At 71.5% G+C, this 15,914-nt stretch carries 16 protein-coding genes, 2 tRNA genes and 1 pseudogene; 8 read left to right on the top strand and 11 right to left on the bottom strand.

The annotated features are described in order from the left end of the window. Positions 1-18: 18 nt before the first annotated feature. From paaD to rpmI, 10 genes are all read right to left on the bottom strand, one after another. Positions 19-540 carry a 1,2-phenylacetyl-CoA epoxidase subunit PaaD gene (paaD, locus tag KBB57_RS02670; protein WP_290746378.1) on the bottom strand — a complete coding sequence of 174 codons (522 nt, stop codon included), beginning with the start codon at positions 538-540 and terminating at the stop codon, positions 19-21. Between the two features lie 7 nt (positions 541-547). After that, positions 548-1,399, bottom strand: coding sequence for a 1,2-phenylacetyl-CoA epoxidase subunit PaaC (gene paaC / locus KBB57_RS02675; RefSeq protein WP_290746381.1), 852 nt, complete (start codon positions 1,397-1,399; stop codon positions 548-550). Position 1,400: 1 nt separating this feature from the next. After that, positions 1,401-1,685 (bottom strand): 1,2-phenylacetyl-CoA epoxidase subunit PaaB, encoded by a 285-nt coding sequence (gene paaB / locus KBB57_RS02680; RefSeq protein ID WP_140453567.1) that lies wholly within the window; start codon positions 1,683-1,685, stop codon positions 1,401-1,403. A gap of 148 nt (positions 1,686-1,833) precedes the next feature. Then, positions 1,834-2,826: a 1,2-phenylacetyl-CoA epoxidase subunit PaaA gene (paaA, locus tag KBB57_RS02685; protein ID WP_290746388.1), complete on the bottom strand. Its 993-nt coding sequence runs from the start codon at positions 2,824-2,826 to the stop codon at positions 1,834-1,836. Between the two features lie 11 nt (positions 2,827-2,837). Further along, a complete protein-coding gene (pcaF, locus tag KBB57_RS02690) occupies positions 2,838-4,043 on the bottom strand; it encodes a 3-oxoadipyl-CoA thiolase (RefSeq protein ID WP_290746391.1) in 1,206 nt (401 codons plus the stop codon). A 368-nt stretch (positions 4,044-4,411) separates the two neighbouring features. Further along, positions 4,412-4,487, bottom strand: a tRNA-Val gene (locus tag KBB57_RS02695). A 41-nt stretch (positions 4,488-4,528) separates the two neighbouring features. Next, positions 4,529-5,440: an AEC family transporter gene (locus KBB57_RS02700; RefSeq protein WP_290746393.1), complete on the bottom strand. Its 912-nt coding sequence runs from the start codon at positions 5,438-5,440 to the stop codon at positions 4,529-4,531. A 114-nt stretch (positions 5,441-5,554) separates the two neighbouring features. Next, positions 5,555-5,629, bottom strand: a tRNA-Val gene (locus KBB57_RS02705). 89 nt (positions 5,630-5,718) lie between these two features. Next, positions 5,719-6,081 (bottom strand): 50S ribosomal protein L20, encoded by a 363-nt coding sequence (gene rplT / locus KBB57_RS02710; protein ID WP_290746396.1) that lies wholly within the window; start codon positions 6,079-6,081, stop codon positions 5,719-5,721. Between the two features lie 13 nt (positions 6,082-6,094). Continuing rightward, positions 6,095-6,295 (bottom strand): 50S ribosomal protein L35, encoded by a 201-nt coding sequence (gene rpmI / locus KBB57_RS02715; RefSeq protein WP_290746399.1) that lies wholly within the window; start codon positions 6,293-6,295, stop codon positions 6,095-6,097. Between the two features lie 313 nt (positions 6,296-6,608). Here rpmI and KBB57_RS02720 point away from each other — a divergent pair, with 313 nt between their 5' ends. From KBB57_RS02720 to proB, 7 genes and pseudogenes are all read left to right on the top strand, one after another. Further along, the gene (locus KBB57_RS02720) at positions 6,609-7,724 is read left to right on the top strand and encodes a helix-turn-helix transcriptional regulator (RefSeq protein ID WP_290746402.1); all 1,116 of its coding nucleotides are present in this window, start codon (positions 6,609-6,611) and stop codon (positions 7,722-7,724) included. Positions 7,725-8,103: 379 nt separating this feature from the next. Further along, positions 8,104-9,432: a calcium-binding protein gene (locus tag KBB57_RS02725; RefSeq protein WP_290746405.1), complete on the top strand. Its 1,329-nt coding sequence runs from the start codon at positions 8,104-8,106 to the stop codon at positions 9,430-9,432. Between the two features lie 270 nt (positions 9,433-9,702). Continuing rightward, a pseudogene (gene rplU / locus KBB57_RS02730) lies at positions 9,703-10,011 on the top strand (50S ribosomal protein L21); the annotation flags it as partial. 30 nt (positions 10,012-10,041) lie between these two features. After that, on the top strand, positions 10,042-10,311 hold the full coding sequence (rpmA, locus tag KBB57_RS02735; RefSeq protein ID WP_290746408.1) for a 50S ribosomal protein L27: 270 nt from the start codon (positions 10,042-10,044) through the stop codon (positions 10,309-10,311). A 94-nt stretch (positions 10,312-10,405) separates the two neighbouring features. Beyond that, on the top strand, positions 10,406-10,936 hold the full coding sequence (locus KBB57_RS02740) for a GNAT family protein (protein ID WP_290746411.1): 531 nt from the start codon (positions 10,406-10,408) through the stop codon (positions 10,934-10,936). Continuing rightward, on the top strand, positions 10,933-11,964 hold the full coding sequence (gene obgE, locus KBB57_RS02745; protein WP_290746414.1) for a GTPase ObgE: 1,032 nt from the start codon (positions 10,933-10,935) through the stop codon (positions 11,962-11,964). Before KBB57_RS02740 ends, obgE begins: the two co-directional genes overlap by 4 nt. Beyond that, on the top strand, positions 11,961-13,118 hold the full coding sequence (gene proB, locus KBB57_RS02750; protein ID WP_290746432.1) for a glutamate 5-kinase: 1,158 nt from the start codon (positions 11,961-11,963) through the stop codon (positions 13,116-13,118). Before obgE ends, proB begins: the two co-directional genes overlap by 4 nt. 179 nt (positions 13,119-13,297) lie before the next feature. Here the strand turns inward: proB and KBB57_RS02755 are convergent, their stop codons facing one another. Continuing rightward, positions 13,298-13,855: a DUF882 domain-containing protein gene (locus KBB57_RS02755; RefSeq protein WP_290746417.1), complete on the bottom strand. Its 558-nt coding sequence runs from the start codon at positions 13,853-13,855 to the stop codon at positions 13,298-13,300. A 259-nt stretch (positions 13,856-14,114) separates the two neighbouring features. On the opposite strand from KBB57_RS02755, the gene KBB57_RS02760 reads away from it, so the two are divergent. After that, positions 14,115-15,788 carry a L,D-transpeptidase family protein gene (locus KBB57_RS02760; RefSeq protein WP_290746420.1) on the top strand — a complete coding sequence of 558 codons (1,674 nt, stop codon included), beginning with the start codon at positions 14,115-14,117 and terminating at the stop codon, positions 15,786-15,788. Positions 15,789-15,914 lie beyond the last annotated feature (126 nt).

Consider the following 15,914-nt stretch of genomic DNA (forward strand, 5'->3'; position numbering starts at 1 on the left):
TATGTCTCCGGTGTCCGCTCAGATGCACTTGAAGTAGTCGAAGGGCTCCAGGCAGTCGTCGCAGCGGTAGCTGGCTTTGCACGGCGTGGAGCCGAACTGGCTGACCTTGGAGGTATGCACGGACCCGCAGCGCGGGCAGGCGACGGCGCGGTTGCCGCCGGCGAGGCGGTCGACGCGGCCCATCAGCCTGCCGTCGGCGGCGGTGCCGTCGATGGGGGGCGCGATGCCGTAGGCGCGGAGCTTCTCCCGGCCCTCCTGGCTGATCCAGTCGGTCGTCCAGGGCGGCGAGATCTGCCGCTTCAGCTTCAGCTTCTCGACGCCGTGGTCGCGGAGCGCCGCCTCGATGTCGAGGTTGATGATCGCGGTGGCGGGGCAGCCCGAGTAGGTCGGCGTCACGGTGACGACGAGGGTCTCGTCGTCCCAGGCGACATCGCGGATGATGCCGAGATCGGTCAGCGAGATGACCGGGATCTCCGGGTCCGGAACATGGCTCAGCCAGTCCCAGACCTCGGCGGTGCTGGGTCGGGTGTCGGTCGCCATCGGCGTGTCACCACTCGGCGCCGGGATAGGCGCGCTGCAGGAACTGCATGTCGGCGAGGATGTAGCCGAGATGCTCGGTATGCACGCCGCGCTTGCCGCCCTTGTGGGCGAAACCGTCCGCGGGGATCGCCAGCGTCGCCTCGGTCAGCACGTCGCGGACGTTGCCCTCCCAGGCGGCGCGCAGGCTCGCCGGATCGGGGGCGATCCCGGCCTGGGCGACGGCGAGGTCCTTCTCGTCGGCGAGGAACATCTCGCCGGTATAGGCCCAGAGCGCGTCGAGCGCGTCCTGCATCCGGCGGCGGCTCTCGTCGCTGCCGTCGCCGAGGCGGATGACGAGGTCCGAGGACCGTTCCAGGTGATAGGCGACCTCCTTCGCGGCCTTGGCGGCGATCTCGGCGATGCGGGGATCGGACGAGGATTGCAGCGCCTTGAGGAGCTCGAAGTGGTAGGCGTCGAACAGGAACTGCCGCATCAGCGTATGGCCGAAATCGCCGTTGGGGCGCTCGACGAGCAGCAGGTTGCGGAAGTCCCAGGCATCGCGGAGATAGGCGAGATCGTCCGCCGAGCGGCCCTTGCCCTCCACCTCGCCGGCGAGGCCGAGCCACATCTGCGTCTGCCCGATCAGGTCGAGCGCGACGTTGGCGAGCGCGATGTCCTCCTCGAGCGCCGGCGAGTGGCCGCACCATTCCGAGACGCGATGGCCGAGGATCAGCGTCGAGTCGCCGAGGCGGAGCAGCGTCTCGAAGACGGCCTCCTGGCCGGCGTCCGGCGTCGGGATCGCGGTCGGGTGGGCGTGGGCCGCCGCGTCGCGCGCCAGCGCGTCGACGTCGGGGTTCATGATGTCCGGGAGCGACGGCATCTTACATGTGCCCCACTTCTTCGGGGATGTCGTAGAAGGTCGGGTGGCGGTAGACCTTGGAGTTCGCCGGCTCGAAGAGCGGGCCCTTGTCGGACGGGCTCGACGCGGTGATCGCGGCCGAGGGCACCACCCAGATCGAGACGCCCTCGTTGCGGCGGGTGTAGACGTCGCGGGCGTTGTTGATCGCCATCTCGGCGTCCGGCGCGTGCAGGCTGCCGACATGGCGGTGGTTCAGCCCGTGCTGGCCCCGGATGAAGACTTCCCAGAGCGGCCATTCCTTGGACATTTGCTTCCTCCCTCGGCCCCCCGGCGCGCAGCCGGGGCTTAACCTTGGTTGACGTTCAGTGAATCGAATCTGGTTTATTGTTGTTTGTCAGATGCTTAACCGGAATAACACGCGTGTTGGGGCGTGATGCTCCGGCCGGCGCCAGATCTCATTCGGCGGCGACGGGGGCCCGGCGGGCGGCGGCCTTCCCGGCGTGGGCGACCAGCCCCTCGCGGAACCAGGCGCCGTCGTCCCAGGCCTTCACCCGGGCGCCGAGCCGGTCGCGGTTGCAGGGGCCGTTGCCGGCGATCACGTCGAAGAACTCCGACCAGTCCGGCTCGGAGAAGTCATGGCCGCCCTTCTCCTCGTTCCACTTGAGCTCGGGGTCCGGGATGGTCAGGCCGAGATACTTCGCCTGCGGCACGGTCTGGTCGACGAACTTCTGGCGGAGCTCGTCGTTGGTGTTCATCTTGATCTTCCAGGCCATCGACTGGGCCGAATGCACCGAGTCCTTGTCGCTCGGCCCGAACATCATCAGCGCCGGATACCAGAGCCGGTTCAGCGCATCCTGCGCCATCGCCTTCTGGGCGGGGGTGCCCGCGCACATCTTCATCATCACGGCGTAGCCCTGCCGCTGATGGAAGCTTTCCTCCTTGCAGATGCGGATCATCGCCCGCGAATACGGCCCGAAGCTCGTCCGCTGCAGCGGCACCTGGTTCATGATCGCCGCGCCGTCGACCAGCCACCCGACCGCGCCCATGTCGGCCCAGGTCAGCGTCGGATAGTTGAAGATCGAGGAATACTTCATCTTCCCCGAATGCAGCCGCTCCATCAGCTCGTCGCGGCTGACGCCCAGCGTCTCCGCCGCGCAGTAGAGATAGAGCCCGTGCCCCGCCTCGTCCTGCACCTTGGCGAGCAGGATCGCCTTGCGCTCCAGCGTCGGCGCCCGGGTGATCCAGTTGCCCTCGGGGAGCTGCCCGACGATCTCGGAGTGCGCGTGCTGGCCGATCTGGCGGATCAGCGTCTTGCGGTAGCCCTCCGGCATCCACTCCTTCGGCTCGATCTTCTCGCCGCGGTCGATGCGCTCCTGGAAGGCGCGCTCCTCGGGCGTCATCTCCTCCGGCTTCTTCAGACCGTCGGTCGAGACCAGCTGTGCGTACATGGCTTCCTCCCTCAGACGCGTTCGATGATCGCGGCGATGCCCTGGCCCACGCCGATGCACATCGTGCAGAGCGCGTAGCGGCCGCCGCGGCGGTGCAGCTCGTACATGGCGGTGGTCACGAGCCGGGCGCCCGACATGCCGAGCGGGTGGCCGAGCGCGATCGCGCCGCCATTGGGATTAACATGCGCCGCATCGTCCGGCAGGCCAAGCTCCCTCAGCGTCGCGAGCCCCTGCGCCGCGAACGCCTCGTTGAGCTCGATCACGTCCATCTGCCCGATGTCGAGCCCGGCGCGCGCCAGCACCCGCTTCGCCGCCGGGGCCGGGCCGATGCCCATGATCCGCGGCGCGACGCCCGCCGCCGCCATCGCGACGACGCGGGCCTTCGGGGTCAGGCCGTGGGCCTTCGCCGCCGCCTCGGAGGCGAGGACCAGCGCCGCCGCCCCGTCGTTGACGCCGGAGGCGTTGCCGGCGGTGACGGAGAGGTCCGGGCCGTTGACGCCCTTGAGCTTCGCCAGCGTCTCGACCGTCGTCCCCGGCCGCGGGTGCTCGTCGGTGTCGACGACGATCGGGTCGCCCTTCCGCTGCGGGATGGTCACCGGCACGATCTCGTCGCGGAACTTGCCGGCCTTCTGCGCGGCCTCCCAGCGAGCCTGCGACCGCGCCGCGAAGGCGTCCTGGTCCGCCCGGCTGACGCCGTAGTCGGCCGCGACGTTGTCGGCGGTCTGCGGCATCGAGTCGACGCCGAACTCCTTCTTCATCTTCGGGTTGACGAAGCGCCAGCCGATCGTCGTGTCGTAGACCGCGTTCGACCGCGACCACGCGGCTTCCGCCTTCGGCATCACGAAGGGCGCCCGCGTCATGCTCTCGACGCCGCCGGCGAGCATCAGGTCGGCGTCTCCGGCCCGGATCGCCCGCGCCGCCTGCCCGACCGCGTCCATGCCGGAGCCGCAGAGCCGGTTGATCGTGGTCCCCGGCACCGCGACCGGCAGCCCGGCGAGCAGCACCGCCATCCGCCCGACATTGCGGTTGTCCTCGCCCGCCTGGTTGGCGCAGCCGAAGATCAGGTCGTCGACCTCCTCCCAGCGCACGCCCGGATTGCGCTCGACCAGCGCCTTGAGCGGGACCGCCGCGAGATCGTCCGCCCGCACGCTGGCGAGCGCCCCGCCATACCGCCCGATCGGCGTCCGGACCGCGTCGCAGATGAAGGCGTCCGCCATGATCTTCCCCCTGAGTCTGCTTTCCGGAATTATTAGCCGACCGGCCGGTCAATGTATAGAGAAAAGTTTGGCCGGCGCAGAAATTCCGGCTTTCGGAGGTAATAGTTTGAAATCATGCAGAAATATGCGTGGACCCCCGGGGCCTGACTACGCACTCGACCCTAAGGACCGGGCGCACCCTCGCCCCTATCCCGGCCGATGCTCGCTTGAGATGTCGCTCAGGCTCGTGGCGCAACCAGCCGACGCAGGGACCGGGGGTGGGACGTCGATTCCGGGCTCCATGCGAGGTTACACTTGCAACCAATATCGCCTTTATCGTTGCATATCAATCATATGGAAACCTCGCACGCGTGCGAGGTTGCCGGGAATGGTGGGTGATGACGGACTCGAACCGCCGACATCCTCGGTGTAAACGAGGCGCTCTACCGACTGAGCTAATCACCCGTCGCCGCCTCCTACCCCCGGCCGGGCCCCGCCGGCAAGCCTCACGCGCCGTCGACCCAGCTTGCGGCGGCGATCCAGAGCGGCAGGGTGAGGCAGCCGAGGAGCGTCGACTGCGCGACCGCCAGCGCCGACAGGCGGCGGTCGGCCCCGAAGACCGAGGCGAGGACGTGGCTCCCCGAGGCCGTCGGCAGCGCCGCGAAGACGACGAGCGCCGCCACCACCTCCGGCGCCGCACCGAGCAGGCGGGTGGCCACGAGGGCGCCGGTCGGCAGCGCCACGAGCTTGATCGCCGAGAGCGCGCCGAGGAACGGATCGAGCCGCGCCAGCGCCCGCCAGTCCAGCGCCGCCCCGATCGAGAGCAGCGCCAGCGGGATCGCCGCGTCGGCGAGCCGCCTCAGCGCGGCCGCCAGCAGGTCCGGCAGCACGAGCCCGGCGGCCCCGAAGGCGAGCCCGAGGCTGCTCGCGAGGAAGAACGGGTTCAGCGCCACCATCCGCAGCGTCCCGACCGGCCCCAGCGCGCTCCCCCGGGACAGCGCCACCACCGCGAGCACGTTGGCGAGCGGCACCGCGAACCCGATCGCGATCGGCATCAGCCCGTGCGACGCGGCCGGCAGCGCCTGGACCGCGACGAGGCCGAGCGCGGTGTTGAACCGCCAGGCCGTCTGCCAGACCCCGGCGAAGTCGAGAAATCCCCGCGGCCCGAACGGCCGCGCCAGCCACCCGAGCCCCAGCCCCAGCAGCAGGATCGCCCACACCCCGCCGCCGATCGCCAGCGCCTCTGCCGCGCTCGGCGCCCCCCGCGCCGCCGCCTGGAAGATCAGCGCCGGAAACAGGAGCTGGAAGTTCAGCCGGTCCACCGCCTCCCACCCCGCCGCCGGCACGAACCGCGCCACCGCTCGACCCAGCGCCATGACCAGCGCGTCGGGCAGCAGGGTGGCGAGGATCGGGCTCATCGGCAGGGCGAGGTCACCGGGATGGCGGGCGCCCGACCCCTGTCCGCCCGCGCGCGCCGGGCGCAAGGCAAGGCGGCGACCCGGGCCGGGAGAAGGCGCGTCGGAAAGGGAAGGTGGTGGGCGATGAGGGATTCGAACCCCCGGCATCTTCGATGTGAACGAAGCGCTCTACCGCTGAGCTAATCGCCCCACTGGGCGGGTCTCCTAGACCCGATCCCGCCGGCCCGCAAGGGGCCGGAGGAGCGGCGGACCGGGGCGGCCCGCCGGGCGCCAAGGCCTCAGGCGAGCGCCGCCTTGGCCTGGTCGACGATCGCCGCGAAGGCGGCCGGCTCGCGCACGGCGAGGTCGGCCAGCACCTTGCGGTCGACCTCGATCCCGGCCTTGTCGAGGCCGTTCACGAAGCGCGAATAGGTCAGGCCGGAGTCGTGCTCGCGCACGGCGGCGTTGATGCGCTGGATCCAGAGCGCGCGGAACTGCCGCTTGCGGACCTTGCGGTCGCGGGTCGCGTACTGCAGCGCCTTGTCGACCGCCTGCTTGGCGGTGCGATAGTTCGTGGAGCGGGCGCCGTAGTAGCCCTTGGCCTGCTTGATGACCTTGCGGTGGCGGGCATGGCTCGCCGGGCCGGCGGTGACGCGGGACATCTATCCGTCCTCCTCAGCGATCGTAGGGCATGTAGGTCTTCACGATCTTCTCGTCCGGAGCCGAGAGGACCGTGGTTCCCCGCGCGTTGCGGATGAACTTGTTCGACCGCTTGATCATGCCGTGCCGCTTGCCGGCCTGCATGGCGAGGACCCGGCCGGTGGCCGTGACCTTGAAGCGCTTCTTGGCGCTCGCCTTGGTCTTCATCTTGGGCATTTCGGGTCTCCTTTGGAGAACGTTCGGGACGCGCCGCGGCAGCCCGTTCAGAGCCGGGCGCGTCGAAGTGGAGCGGGGCCTATACAGCGGGCCCGGGCGGCGCGCAAGGCGCCTTGCGGGGACGTCGGGAGGCCGCCTTGCGGCCGCGAGGAGCGCGCGGGTGCGCGCGCCTTCTTTGTGCTTTCGCGCGAAACCGACTGCTCTCCGGTCAGCGAGCCTGAATGAAATCCTTCGGGAAGGGACGGCGGCGCAGGCGCGGCTTGACCGGGCGGCGGGGCTGGCGAACATGGGCCGTTGCAGGCGGGAGGGGGATTTGGATCAACCCGTTTCGGCGGCCGCGTTCTCGGATCTCGTCGGCTCGATCTACGATTGCGCCCTCGACCCCTCGCTCTGGCCCGACGTTCTGGGGACCCTGGGCAGCGAGATGCGGTTCCGCAACGCGGTCCTGTCGCTGCAGGAGATGCCGAGCGGCCGCGCCCTGGTCGACGTCACCGTCGGGATGTCGGAGAACGATCGGGCGGAGATGATCGGCTACGGCCCGCATGTGGCCGAGGCCTGGGGCGGCGTTCGGAACGTGATGACGTTCCCGCTGGACGAGCCGACGGTGATGACCTGGGTCAACCCGCGGGCCCATGACAGCCACTTCATCCGCAGCTGGGCCTTGCCGCGCGGGTTCGTCGATCAGATGGCCGTCGGCTTCGCGCGCGATCCCGCGTCGCTTTCGGCCCTCGCGCTGGGCCGTCACGCGGACGACGGGCCGGTCGGTCAGGTCGAGGTCGAGGCGATGCGTCTGTTCGCGCCGCACCTGAAGCGGGCGCTGGCGATCAGCCGGCTGCTGGAGGCGCGGGCGGTCGAGCGGGCGACCTACCAGGAGACGCTGGACGGGCTGGCCGTGGCGGTGCTGCTGGTCGGGCCGGACCTGAGGCTGCTGCACGCCAATCGCGCCGGCGAGGCGATGCTGCGCAGCGCCGATCCGCTGGCGCTGCGGCGCGGCCGGGTGAGCGCGCCGCGCGGGCTCGCGGAGGCGCTGGCCGTCGCGGCCGGCGCGGCCCCCGCGGGCATCGGACGGCGTGGGCTGGGCGTGCCGGCGCGGCGCGCCGACGGGGAGGCGCTGGTGCTGCACGTCCTGCCGCTCGGCGAGGCGAGCCGGCTCGCCGGGGCGGCGGCGGCGATCTTCGTCGCGCCCGCCGCCACGCCGCCGCCCCCGCCGCTCGCCGCGGTGGCGGCGCTCTTCGACCTGACCCCCGCCGAGGCGCGGGTGCTGGAGGCGGTCGGCGCCGGACGCACGCCGGAGGAGGCGGCCGCCGCCTTCGGCATCGCGGCCTCGACGGTGCGCACCCATCTGTTGCGCCTGTTCGACAAGACGGGCACGCGCCGGCAGGCCGACCTCGCGTCGCTGCTCGCCTCGTTCTCGCTGCCGCTCGGCTGAAGGCCTCCACCAAACGGTGGACGCGCGCCGCGGCGATCCGGGGCGTCCTAGCCGGCATCACGCCGCCGAGGAGGTCCGGCGATGCGCCTGCCGAACGCACTCACGCTCATCGCCGCCGTCGCTGCCGCCGGCTGCGCCGCCGACCGCCCGCCGGCGAGCCGCCTCGACAGCCCCGGCGCCGGCCGAGGCGCCGCCGGGCGGCTTCAACCCGGCGCCGGTCCTGATCGGAGTCGCCGTAGGCGCGGCGCTGACCATCCTGCTGATCGCCAACTCGGGGCTGAGCCCGAGCCCCGACCCGCCGGGGTGAGCCCGGACGGGTCGGGGCGACACCGGCCACCTGTCCCGCGCTTCGCGGGCATCGCAAAGAAGGAGAAAGCCCATGTCGATCAACAACAGCCGTGACTACATTGCGTACCTGGAAACATTATTTGGCGGCATCGTCACCGATCACCTCGTGGCGGGGCGGAACATTCAGCTCGTGTCCGGCACATACACACAGCCGGATTTGCCGGATTTTCCCAACTTTGACACCGTTACCTTCGAAGGAACGGCGAGAAGCGACACGCTGTTCGGTGGGGGAGGCGAATATGCTGCTTTCTTTCTCGGCACGGCCGGCGACGATCTCTATGGCGCCTTTATCGAAACAGGAGGATTAGGCTTCGTCGATTACAGCGGCGCGAAGGGAGGCGTCCGGGTCGATCTGAGCTATACCGGAAGCCGCACCTTCACCGACGCCGACGGAGAGGTCCGGACCGTGGATATCCACGGAAAGGCGCGCGACGGCTTCGGCGGAACCGACTACTTCGCGGACTCGTCGGTCTATCCCGGTTCGGGCGTGTACGGCTTCTTCGGCTCGTCGCATCGGGACGTGATGATCGAGGATCCCGAGACTGAGTGGGGCCACGAGTTCTACGGCGGGGCCGGGAATGACCTGCTGATCGGCGCCGTGGTCCAATACGGCGGCGACGGGAACGATCGGCTGGTCAACTACTGGGAGGGCTATGGCGAGGCCGGGAATGACGTGTTGATCGGCGGCTGGTCGCACTTTGGCGGCGCCGGGGACGATCGCCTGGTCGGGCGCCTCGCCGAGGACGGCTATTATGCTGACGGCGGAGAGGGGAACGACTGCCTGCTGGGCACCGGCTTCATCGACTGGCTGATCGGCGGGGCGGGCAACGACCGCATCTTCGCCAAAGGCGGCGACGACCCCGTCGTCGTGGGCGAGGCGGGCAACGACTACGTCGACGGCGGCGCCGGCAACGACTTCATCGACGGCGGCGTCGGGCGCGACGTGCTCGTCAGCGGCTCGGGCAACGACACGATCAACCCGGACGTGGAGTTCTTCCAAGTCGACCCGGACCGGCCGACCGACGGCGCGCGCGACGTCGTCCGCGTCACGCGCGCGGACCTGGGAGACTACACCGACGTCGTCCTCTCCCGCGCCTTCGAGGCGGGTCTCGACGAGGTGCGCTTCGCCGCCGCCCTAGGCGGGGAGAGGTTCCGCGTCTTCCAGGAGGCGCAGTCCTTCGGAGACGACGGCGCGCTCCTCCGCGACGACGACCTCGCCGGCCGGGTCAACACCGTCCTGCAGATCGACGCCGACGCCGACGGCCTCGGCTCCCGCGCGGCGCGGGACGCGGACGACTACTTCCTCGTGGTCGTGGACGCCGACCTGTCGCTGAACCGCGCCGAGTGGCTGCTCACGTGAGGCGCTTTCCGATATGGTATGAATATCAAAAGGATAATTGGCATCACAAGTTGTGACGCATCCCAGCCGCCGCTTCGGCGGCCGCGGAGGCCGGGCTTGACATCCGCGCCGCCTTCCGCGATACGGCCGCTCTCCGCGGGGCCGAGAGGCGTCGCGGCGGAGCGATGCACGCATCAAGCGCGCTGTCCGATGGCGCGGGGCCAGCCCCGCACGAACGCCGGCATGGCCGGGGCCGCAGGACGCGGGGCGAACAAGGATAGGACGCGGAAAATGTACGCGGTGCTCAAGACCGGCGGCAAGCAATACAAGGTCGCCAAGGACGATATCTTCCTCGTGGAGAAGCTCGCGGGCGAGCCCGGCGAGACCGTGGAGTTCGGCGAGATCCTGCTCCTCGGCGGCGACACCATCACGGTCGGCGCGCCGCTCGTGGCCGGCGCGTCCGTCAAGGCCGAGGTGCTCGAGCAGACCAAGGGGCCGAAGGTGATCTCGTTCGTGAAGCGGCGGCGCAAGCACTCGTCGCAGCGCAAGCGCGGCCATCGCCAGCAGCTGACGCGGGTGAAGGTCGTCGAGATCGTCGCCGGCGCGGCGAACTGAGAAGAGGAGGGCGTCATGGCTCACAAGAAGGCAGGCGGCTCGTCCCGGAACGGCCGCGACAGCAAGGGCCGGCGGCTCGGCGTGAAGAAGTTCGGCGGCGAGGCGGTGATCCCGGGCGCGATCCTGGTGCGCCAGCGCGGCACCAAGTTCTGGCCGGGCGCGGGCGTCGGCCTCGGCCGCGACCACACCATCTTCGCGGTGACCGAGGGCAAGGTGCAGTTCCACAGCGGCCTCAAGGGGCGGACCTTCGTCTCGGTGGTCGTCCCGGCCGAGGCGGCCGAGTAGCCACCCGCCGTTCCGCGCGGATCGTCGAGGGGCCGGCGTTGTCGCCGGCCGTTCGCGTTTTTCCGCCCCCGTTCCCTCGACAGGTAGGCTCGCCATGGCGACCCTCGCGAATCCCCGTCCCGAGCTCGTCACCGCGCGGCTGCGGCTGCGCCCGCTCGACCGCGCCGACGCCGGGCTGATCCATCTCTACGCCAGCGACGCCCGCGTCGCGGCGATGACCACCTCGATCCCGCACCCCTATCCGCCGGGCAGCGCCGAGGCGCTGGTCGCCCGCGCCGTCGCCGGCGAGCGCGAGACGGTATGGGCGCTCGACACCGGCGGCGAGAACGGGCTGATCGGCCTCATCTCGGCGAAGCCGGCCGGGGAGGGCGTCGTCGAGCTCGGCTACTGGGTGGCGCCCGCCTTCTGGAACGCGGGCTTCGCCGGCGAGGCGATCGAGGCGGTGGCGGCGGAGCTGCTGCGCGACGGCGCGGTGGCGCTGACCGCGGAGGTGTTCCAGGACAACCTCGCCTCGGCCCGCGTGCTGACCCGCGCCGGCTTCGCCTACGAGGGCGAGGGCGAGACGCATTCGGTGGCGCGGGCGGCGATGGTCCCGACCTTCCGCTACCGGCTGGCGCTCGGATGAAGTTCCTCGACCACGCCCGCGTCGAGATCCGCTCCGGCGCCGGGGGCGCCGGCTGCGTCAGCTTCCGGCGCGAGAAGTTCGTCGAGTTCGGCGGCCCCGACGGCGGCGACGGCGGCAAGGGCGGCGACGTCTGGGCCGAGGCGGTCGACGGGCTCAACACGCTGATCGACTACCGCTACCAGCAGCATTTCTTCGCCCGGAACGGCCAGCCGGGCGCGGGCAAGCAGCGCACCGGCAGGAGCGCCGAGGACATCGTGCTGCGCGTCCCCGTCGGCACCGAGATCCTCGAGGACGACGGCGAGACCCTCGTCGCCGACCTGACCCGCGCCGGCGAGCGGGTGCTGCTCGCGCAGGGCGGCAACGGCGGCTGGGGGAACCTGCGCTTCAAGACCTCGACGAACCAGGCCCCGCGCCACGCCAACCCGGGGCAGGAGGGCGTCGAGCGCACCATCTGGCTGCGGCTGAAGCTGATCGCCGACGCAGGCCTCGTCGGGCTGCCGAACGCCGGCAAGTCCACCTTCCTCGCCGCCGTCTCGAACGCGCGGCCGAAGATCGCGGATTATCCCTTCACCACGCTCCATCCCGGCCTCGGCGTCGTCGCGGTCGACGGGGCGGAGTTCGTCATGGCCGACATTCCCGGCCTGATCGAGGGCGCGAGCGAGGGCAGGGGCCTCGGCGACGCCTTTCTCGGCCATGTCGAGCGCTGCGCGGTGCTCCTGCACCTGCTCGACGGCGCCTCGCCGACGCTGGTCGCCGACTACAAGGTGATCCGCCGCGAGCTGGAGGCGTACGGCCAGGGCCTCGCGGAGAAGCCGCGGCTGACGGGGCTCAACAAGATCGACGCCCTCGACGCCAGGGCGGTCGAGAAGGCGGTCAAGGCGCTGCGGAAGGCCGGGGCGGAGGAGGTGCTGCCGCTCTCCGGCGCGACGGGGCAGGGGGTGCAGGACATGCTCCGGGCGCTCCGGTCCCGCATCGACGCCGCCCGCGCCGCGGGCGCGGCGCCGGCGGAGGGGGCGTGGCGGCCATGAGCCACGCGCCGACCGAGGCCCCCGCCGCGGCGCCGGCCGAGACCTCGGCCGACATCCTCGGCCGCGCCCGCCGGGTGGTGGTCAAGATCGGCTCGGCGCTGCTCGTCGCCGCCGAGACCGGCCGGCCGCGGCTCGACTGGCTGGAGGGCCTCGCGGCGGACGTCGCGGAGCTGCGCGGCCGGGGCAAGGCGGTGGTGGTGGTCTCCTCCGGGTCGATCGCGCTCGGGCGGCGGGCGCTCGGGCTGCCGGCGGGGGCGCTGACGCTGGAGCAGAGCCAGGCGGCGGCGGCGGTCGGGCAGATCCGGCTCGCCCAGGCCTACGAGAGCGTGCTCGCGCCGCTCGGGATCACCACGGCGCAGGTGCTGCTGACGCTGGAGGACAGCGAGAACCGGCGGCGCTACCTCAACTCGCGCCGCACCTTCGAGACCCTGCTGGAGCTCGGGGTCGTGCCGATCGTCAACGAGAACGACACGGTGGCGACCGACGAGATCCGCTACGGCGACAACGACCGCCTCGCCGCGCAGGTCGCGGCGATGGCCGGCGGCGACGTGCTCGTCCTCCTCTCCGACGTCGACGGGCTCTACACCGCCGACCCGCGGGTCGACCCGACCGCGCGCCGGCTCGACCGGGTGGAGCGGGTGACCGCAGCCATCGAGGCGATGGCGGGGGGCGTCGGGTCGTCGCTCTCGAAGGGCGGCATGAAGACCAAGCTGATGGCCGCCCGGGCCGCGACCCGCGCCGGCTGCGCCATGGCGATCGTGGAGGGGAACCGCCCCCGGCCGCTGCGGGCGCTGGCGGAGGGGGCGCCCTGCACCTGGTTCGCCGCCGACGGCGACCCGCGGGCGGCGCGGAAGCGCTGGATCTCGGGGATGAAGCCGCGGGGCCGCATCCTTGTCGACGCGGGCGCCATCGCGGCGCTGGGGCGGGGCAAGTCGCTGCTGCCGGCGGGCGTGACCGCGATCGAGGGTGGGTTCTCGCGGGGCGACCCGGTGGAGATCGTCGGTCCCGACGGCGCCGTCGCCGCCCGGGCGCTCGCCGGCTACGACGCGGCGGAGGCCCGGGTCATCATGGGCCACCGCTCGGACCGCATCGGCGCGCTCCTCGGCTATCCGGGCCGCGCCGCCCTCGTCCACCGCGACGACATGGCGCTCTGACGGCCCCGAAAGGCGGGACGGCGCGCCCGGCTGCCCACGCGTGAACAGGGGGCTAAGTCATTGATCTTTCGTCGGGGAGTGCATGAACCTGCACGTTCATGCACGAATCTGCACGTTTGCAGGGCCGGCCTCGGCGAGGCGGGGCGCCGACCTCGGGGCAGTCGGCGCGGAGCGGGCGGTCAGCCCTTCCAGGTGCGGACCGGGCCGCAATCCATGTGGATGAAGTTCGAGCGGTTGTAGAGGCCGACGCCGCCGCCGCCGCAGGCCATCGCGGCCCTGTAGATGTTCGGCGTCGAGCGGCTCTTCAGCCGGACGTCGGCGGCCATCGCCTTGATGTGGTAGCTGTCGCGGGCCGCGCCCTTGAGCATCCGGTTGGTCTGGGGGGTGCGATAGCCGGAGATGACGAGATAGGGCTCGTTGGTGTCCATCATGTTCAGCGTCGCCGCCAGGATGTCCACGTTGCGCGGGTCGTATTTCTTCACCTCGTTCTGCCGCCAGTCGCGCATGAAGAACGAGATCTCGGTGATCGCCTCGGGGATGTAGCGGCCGTTGGCGAAGTAGACGGTGTCGACGGATTCGCCGGTGCGCTGGCTGTACATGCGGACGCGGCGGACGTCGCCGGCGCCGCGCAGCAGCCCGGGGGCGCGCGCGTAGACCGGCGCGGCCGCGATGGCGGCGATGCCTGCGAAAACGCCCAGCAGCGCCCTTCGGGACGGTCGGAAGTCTTCCGTTGTCATGGTGTCACTGCCTCGATGTCTGCCCAAGTGGAGCGTCGTTCGTCGCGCTCCTGCGACTCGTGATGACACAGGCCGTGAGTCGGTCCAAGGTGAACGAAGCGCAAAACCGCGCGAGTAGGCGAAATTTCGCCGACAACCCTTTGTTAACCCGGGCCGGGTTGCATTCACCCTCCGACGGCGGGCGAGCCTCGGGTTGTCCGGGGACGCCAGCCGCGCTAGGGTTTCCGGCCAACGAGCAGAACAAGAAACCGAGGCAGGCATGACCATACGCGACCTTCGCAGGGTCTCCGCGTTCGTTCTCGCGGGGGCATTGGCGGCGCTTCCGGCGCGGGCCGAGGATCTGCTGCTGCCCGCCGCCGCGCCCGCGGCGCCAGCCGGAGCGGCGGCGGAGACGGGCTTGCCGACGGTGGACGCGAGCGCGCCGGCCGCGCCCGCGAGCCCGTTCCGGGCCGGGCTGGAGCGGGCGACGGCGGGGATGGCCGAGCCGGAGCGCGCGGCGATCCTCGGCTTCTACGCGGCGCGGGGCGACGCGCCCTTCTGGGCCGAGCCGGGCGCCGGGCGGATGGCGGCGCTGACCGCGGCGCTCGCCTCGGCCGAGACGCACGGGCTGCCGCCGGCGCGCTATCAGGTGGCGACGCCGGCCGACCCGGCGGGGGCGGAGGTGGCGGCGATGCGGGCCTGGCTCGCCTTCGGGCGCGACCTCTCCTCGGGGGCGCTGACGCCGTCGAAGGTCGATCCCGAGATCGAGACGAAGCCGATGCGGCCGGCGCCGGGGGCGCTGCTCGCGCCGCTCGCCGGGGGCGACGTGGCGGCGGCCGCCGCCGGGCTCGCGCCGCAGGGGGCGGACTACGCCGCGCTCCTCGCCGAGAAGGCGCGGCTCGAGGCGCAGCGCGGCGAGGACTGGGGGCCGGAGGCGCCCGAGGGCAAGACGCTGCGGCTCGGCGACAGCGGCGCGCGGGTGGCGGCGCTCCGGGCGCGGCTCGCGGCGCGCGGCCATGCCGCGCCGACGCCGGCCGACCCGGCGGCGTTCGACGAGGGGCTGAAGGCGGCGCTGGCGGCGTTCCAGGCCGAGGAGGGGCTGGAGCCGGACGGGCTCGCCGGCAAGCGCACCATCGCGGCGCTGAACGCGGGGCCGGAGGACGCGCTGAAGGCGGTGCTGGTCAACCTCGAGCGGGCGCGCTGGACGAACGGGGCCTTCGAGGACCGCTATCTCCACGTCAACATCCCCGACTACACGGCGCGGCTGGTCGAGGGCGGGCGGACGGCGTTCGCGACGAAGGTGGTGGTCGGCAAGGCCGACGACACCCGCACGCCGGAGTTCGGGGCGACGATGACCTATCTGGTCGTCAACCCGACCTGGCACGTGCCGGACAGCATCGCGCAGCGGGTCTACCTGCCGAAGCTCCAGGCCAACCCGCAGACGCTCGCCAACTCCAACATGCGGATCTTCACCCGCTCGGGGACGGAGATCGACCCGGGCCTCGTCGACTTCACCCAGTTCCAGAAGGGCAACTTCCCGTTCCGCATCAAGCAGAACCCGTCGGACGCCAATGCGCTCGGCAAGGTGAAGTTCATGTTCCCGAACCAGCACTCGATCTATCTGCACGACACGCCGCACCGGGAGCTCTTCGCCAAGGCGGAGCGGGCCTATTCCAACGGCTGCGTGCGGGTGCAGAACCCCGAGGCGCTGGCGGCGATCCTGCTCGAAGGCCAGGTCGACGACCCGGCGGCGGCGTTCGACGGCTGGGTGGCGGCGAAGGCGGAGCGCACGGTGACGCTGACCCGGCCGATCGCGGTGCATCTCGACTATCGCACGGTGTTCCTCGACGACGCGGGCGCGTTGCAGCGGCGCTTCGACGTCTACGGGCGCGACGCCGAGGTGTGGCGGGCGCTGGAGGCGGCGGGGGTGACTTTGCCGGCTGCGGAGGGCTGAGGCTTACGCTATCGCCTGAGGCGTTGCGCCGTCCGCGAGGGAGCTTGCCCGTGATCTCACTTTCCGACCTTGCCGCGGCGCTCGGGGGCGAGGCCGTCGGGCGCGGGGACCTGACGTTCTCCGGCG

It is taken from the genome of Amaricoccus sp. (assembly GCF_017993425.1).
In the GTDB taxonomy this organism is placed as follows: Bacteria; Pseudomonadota; Alphaproteobacteria; order Rhodobacterales; family Rhodobacteraceae; genus Amaricoccus.

Coding starts and splice junctions, on each gene's coding strand:
- paaA (WP_290746388.1), bottom strand. CDS start 2,826: ATGTACGCACAGCTGGTCTCGACCGACGGTCTGAAGAAGCCGGAGGAG.
- paaC (WP_290746381.1), bottom strand. CDS start 1,399: ATGCCGTCGCTCCCGGACATCATGAACCCCGACGTCGACGCGCTGGCG.
- proB (WP_290746432.1), top strand. CDS start 11,961: ATGAGCCACGCGCCGACCGAGGCCCCCGCCGCGGCGCCGGCCGAGACC.
- KBB57_RS02700 (WP_290746393.1), bottom strand. CDS start 5,440: ATGAGCCCGATCCTCGCCACCCTGCTGCCCGACGCGCTGGTCATGGCG.
- KBB57_RS02755 (WP_290746417.1), bottom strand. CDS start 13,855: ATGACAACGGAAGACTTCCGACCGTCCCGAAGGGCGCTGCTGGGCGTT.
- KBB57_RS02740 (WP_290746411.1), top strand. CDS start 10,406: ATGGCGACCCTCGCGAATCCCCGTCCCGAGCTCGTCACCGCGCGGCTG.
- rpmI (WP_290746399.1), bottom strand. CDS start 6,295: ATGCCCAAGATGAAGACCAAGGCGAGCGCCAAGAAGCGCTTCAAGGTC.
- KBB57_RS02760 (WP_290746420.1), top strand. CDS start 14,115: ATGACCATACGCGACCTTCGCAGGGTCTCCGCGTTCGTTCTCGCGGGG.
- paaD (WP_290746378.1), bottom strand. CDS start 540: ATGGCGACCGACACCCGACCCAGCACCGCCGAGGTCTGGGACTGGCTG.
- KBB57_RS02725 (WP_290746405.1), top strand. CDS start 8,104: ATGTCGATCAACAACAGCCGTGACTACATTGCGTACCTGGAAACATTA.
- rpmA (WP_290746408.1), top strand. CDS start 10,042: ATGGCTCACAAGAAGGCAGGCGGCTCGTCCCGGAACGGCCGCGACAGC.
- paaB (WP_140453567.1), bottom strand. CDS start 1,685: ATGTCCAAGGAATGGCCGCTCTGGGAAGTCTTCATCCGGGGCCAGCAC.
- rplT (WP_290746396.1), bottom strand. CDS start 6,081: ATGTCCCGCGTCACCGCCGGCCCGGCGAGCCATGCCCGCCACCGCAAG.
- pcaF (WP_290746391.1), bottom strand. CDS start 4,043: ATGGCGGACGCCTTCATCTGCGACGCGGTCCGGACGCCGATCGGGCGG.
- obgE (WP_290746414.1), top strand. CDS start 10,933: ATGAAGTTCCTCGACCACGCCCGCGTCGAGATCCGCTCCGGCGCCGGG.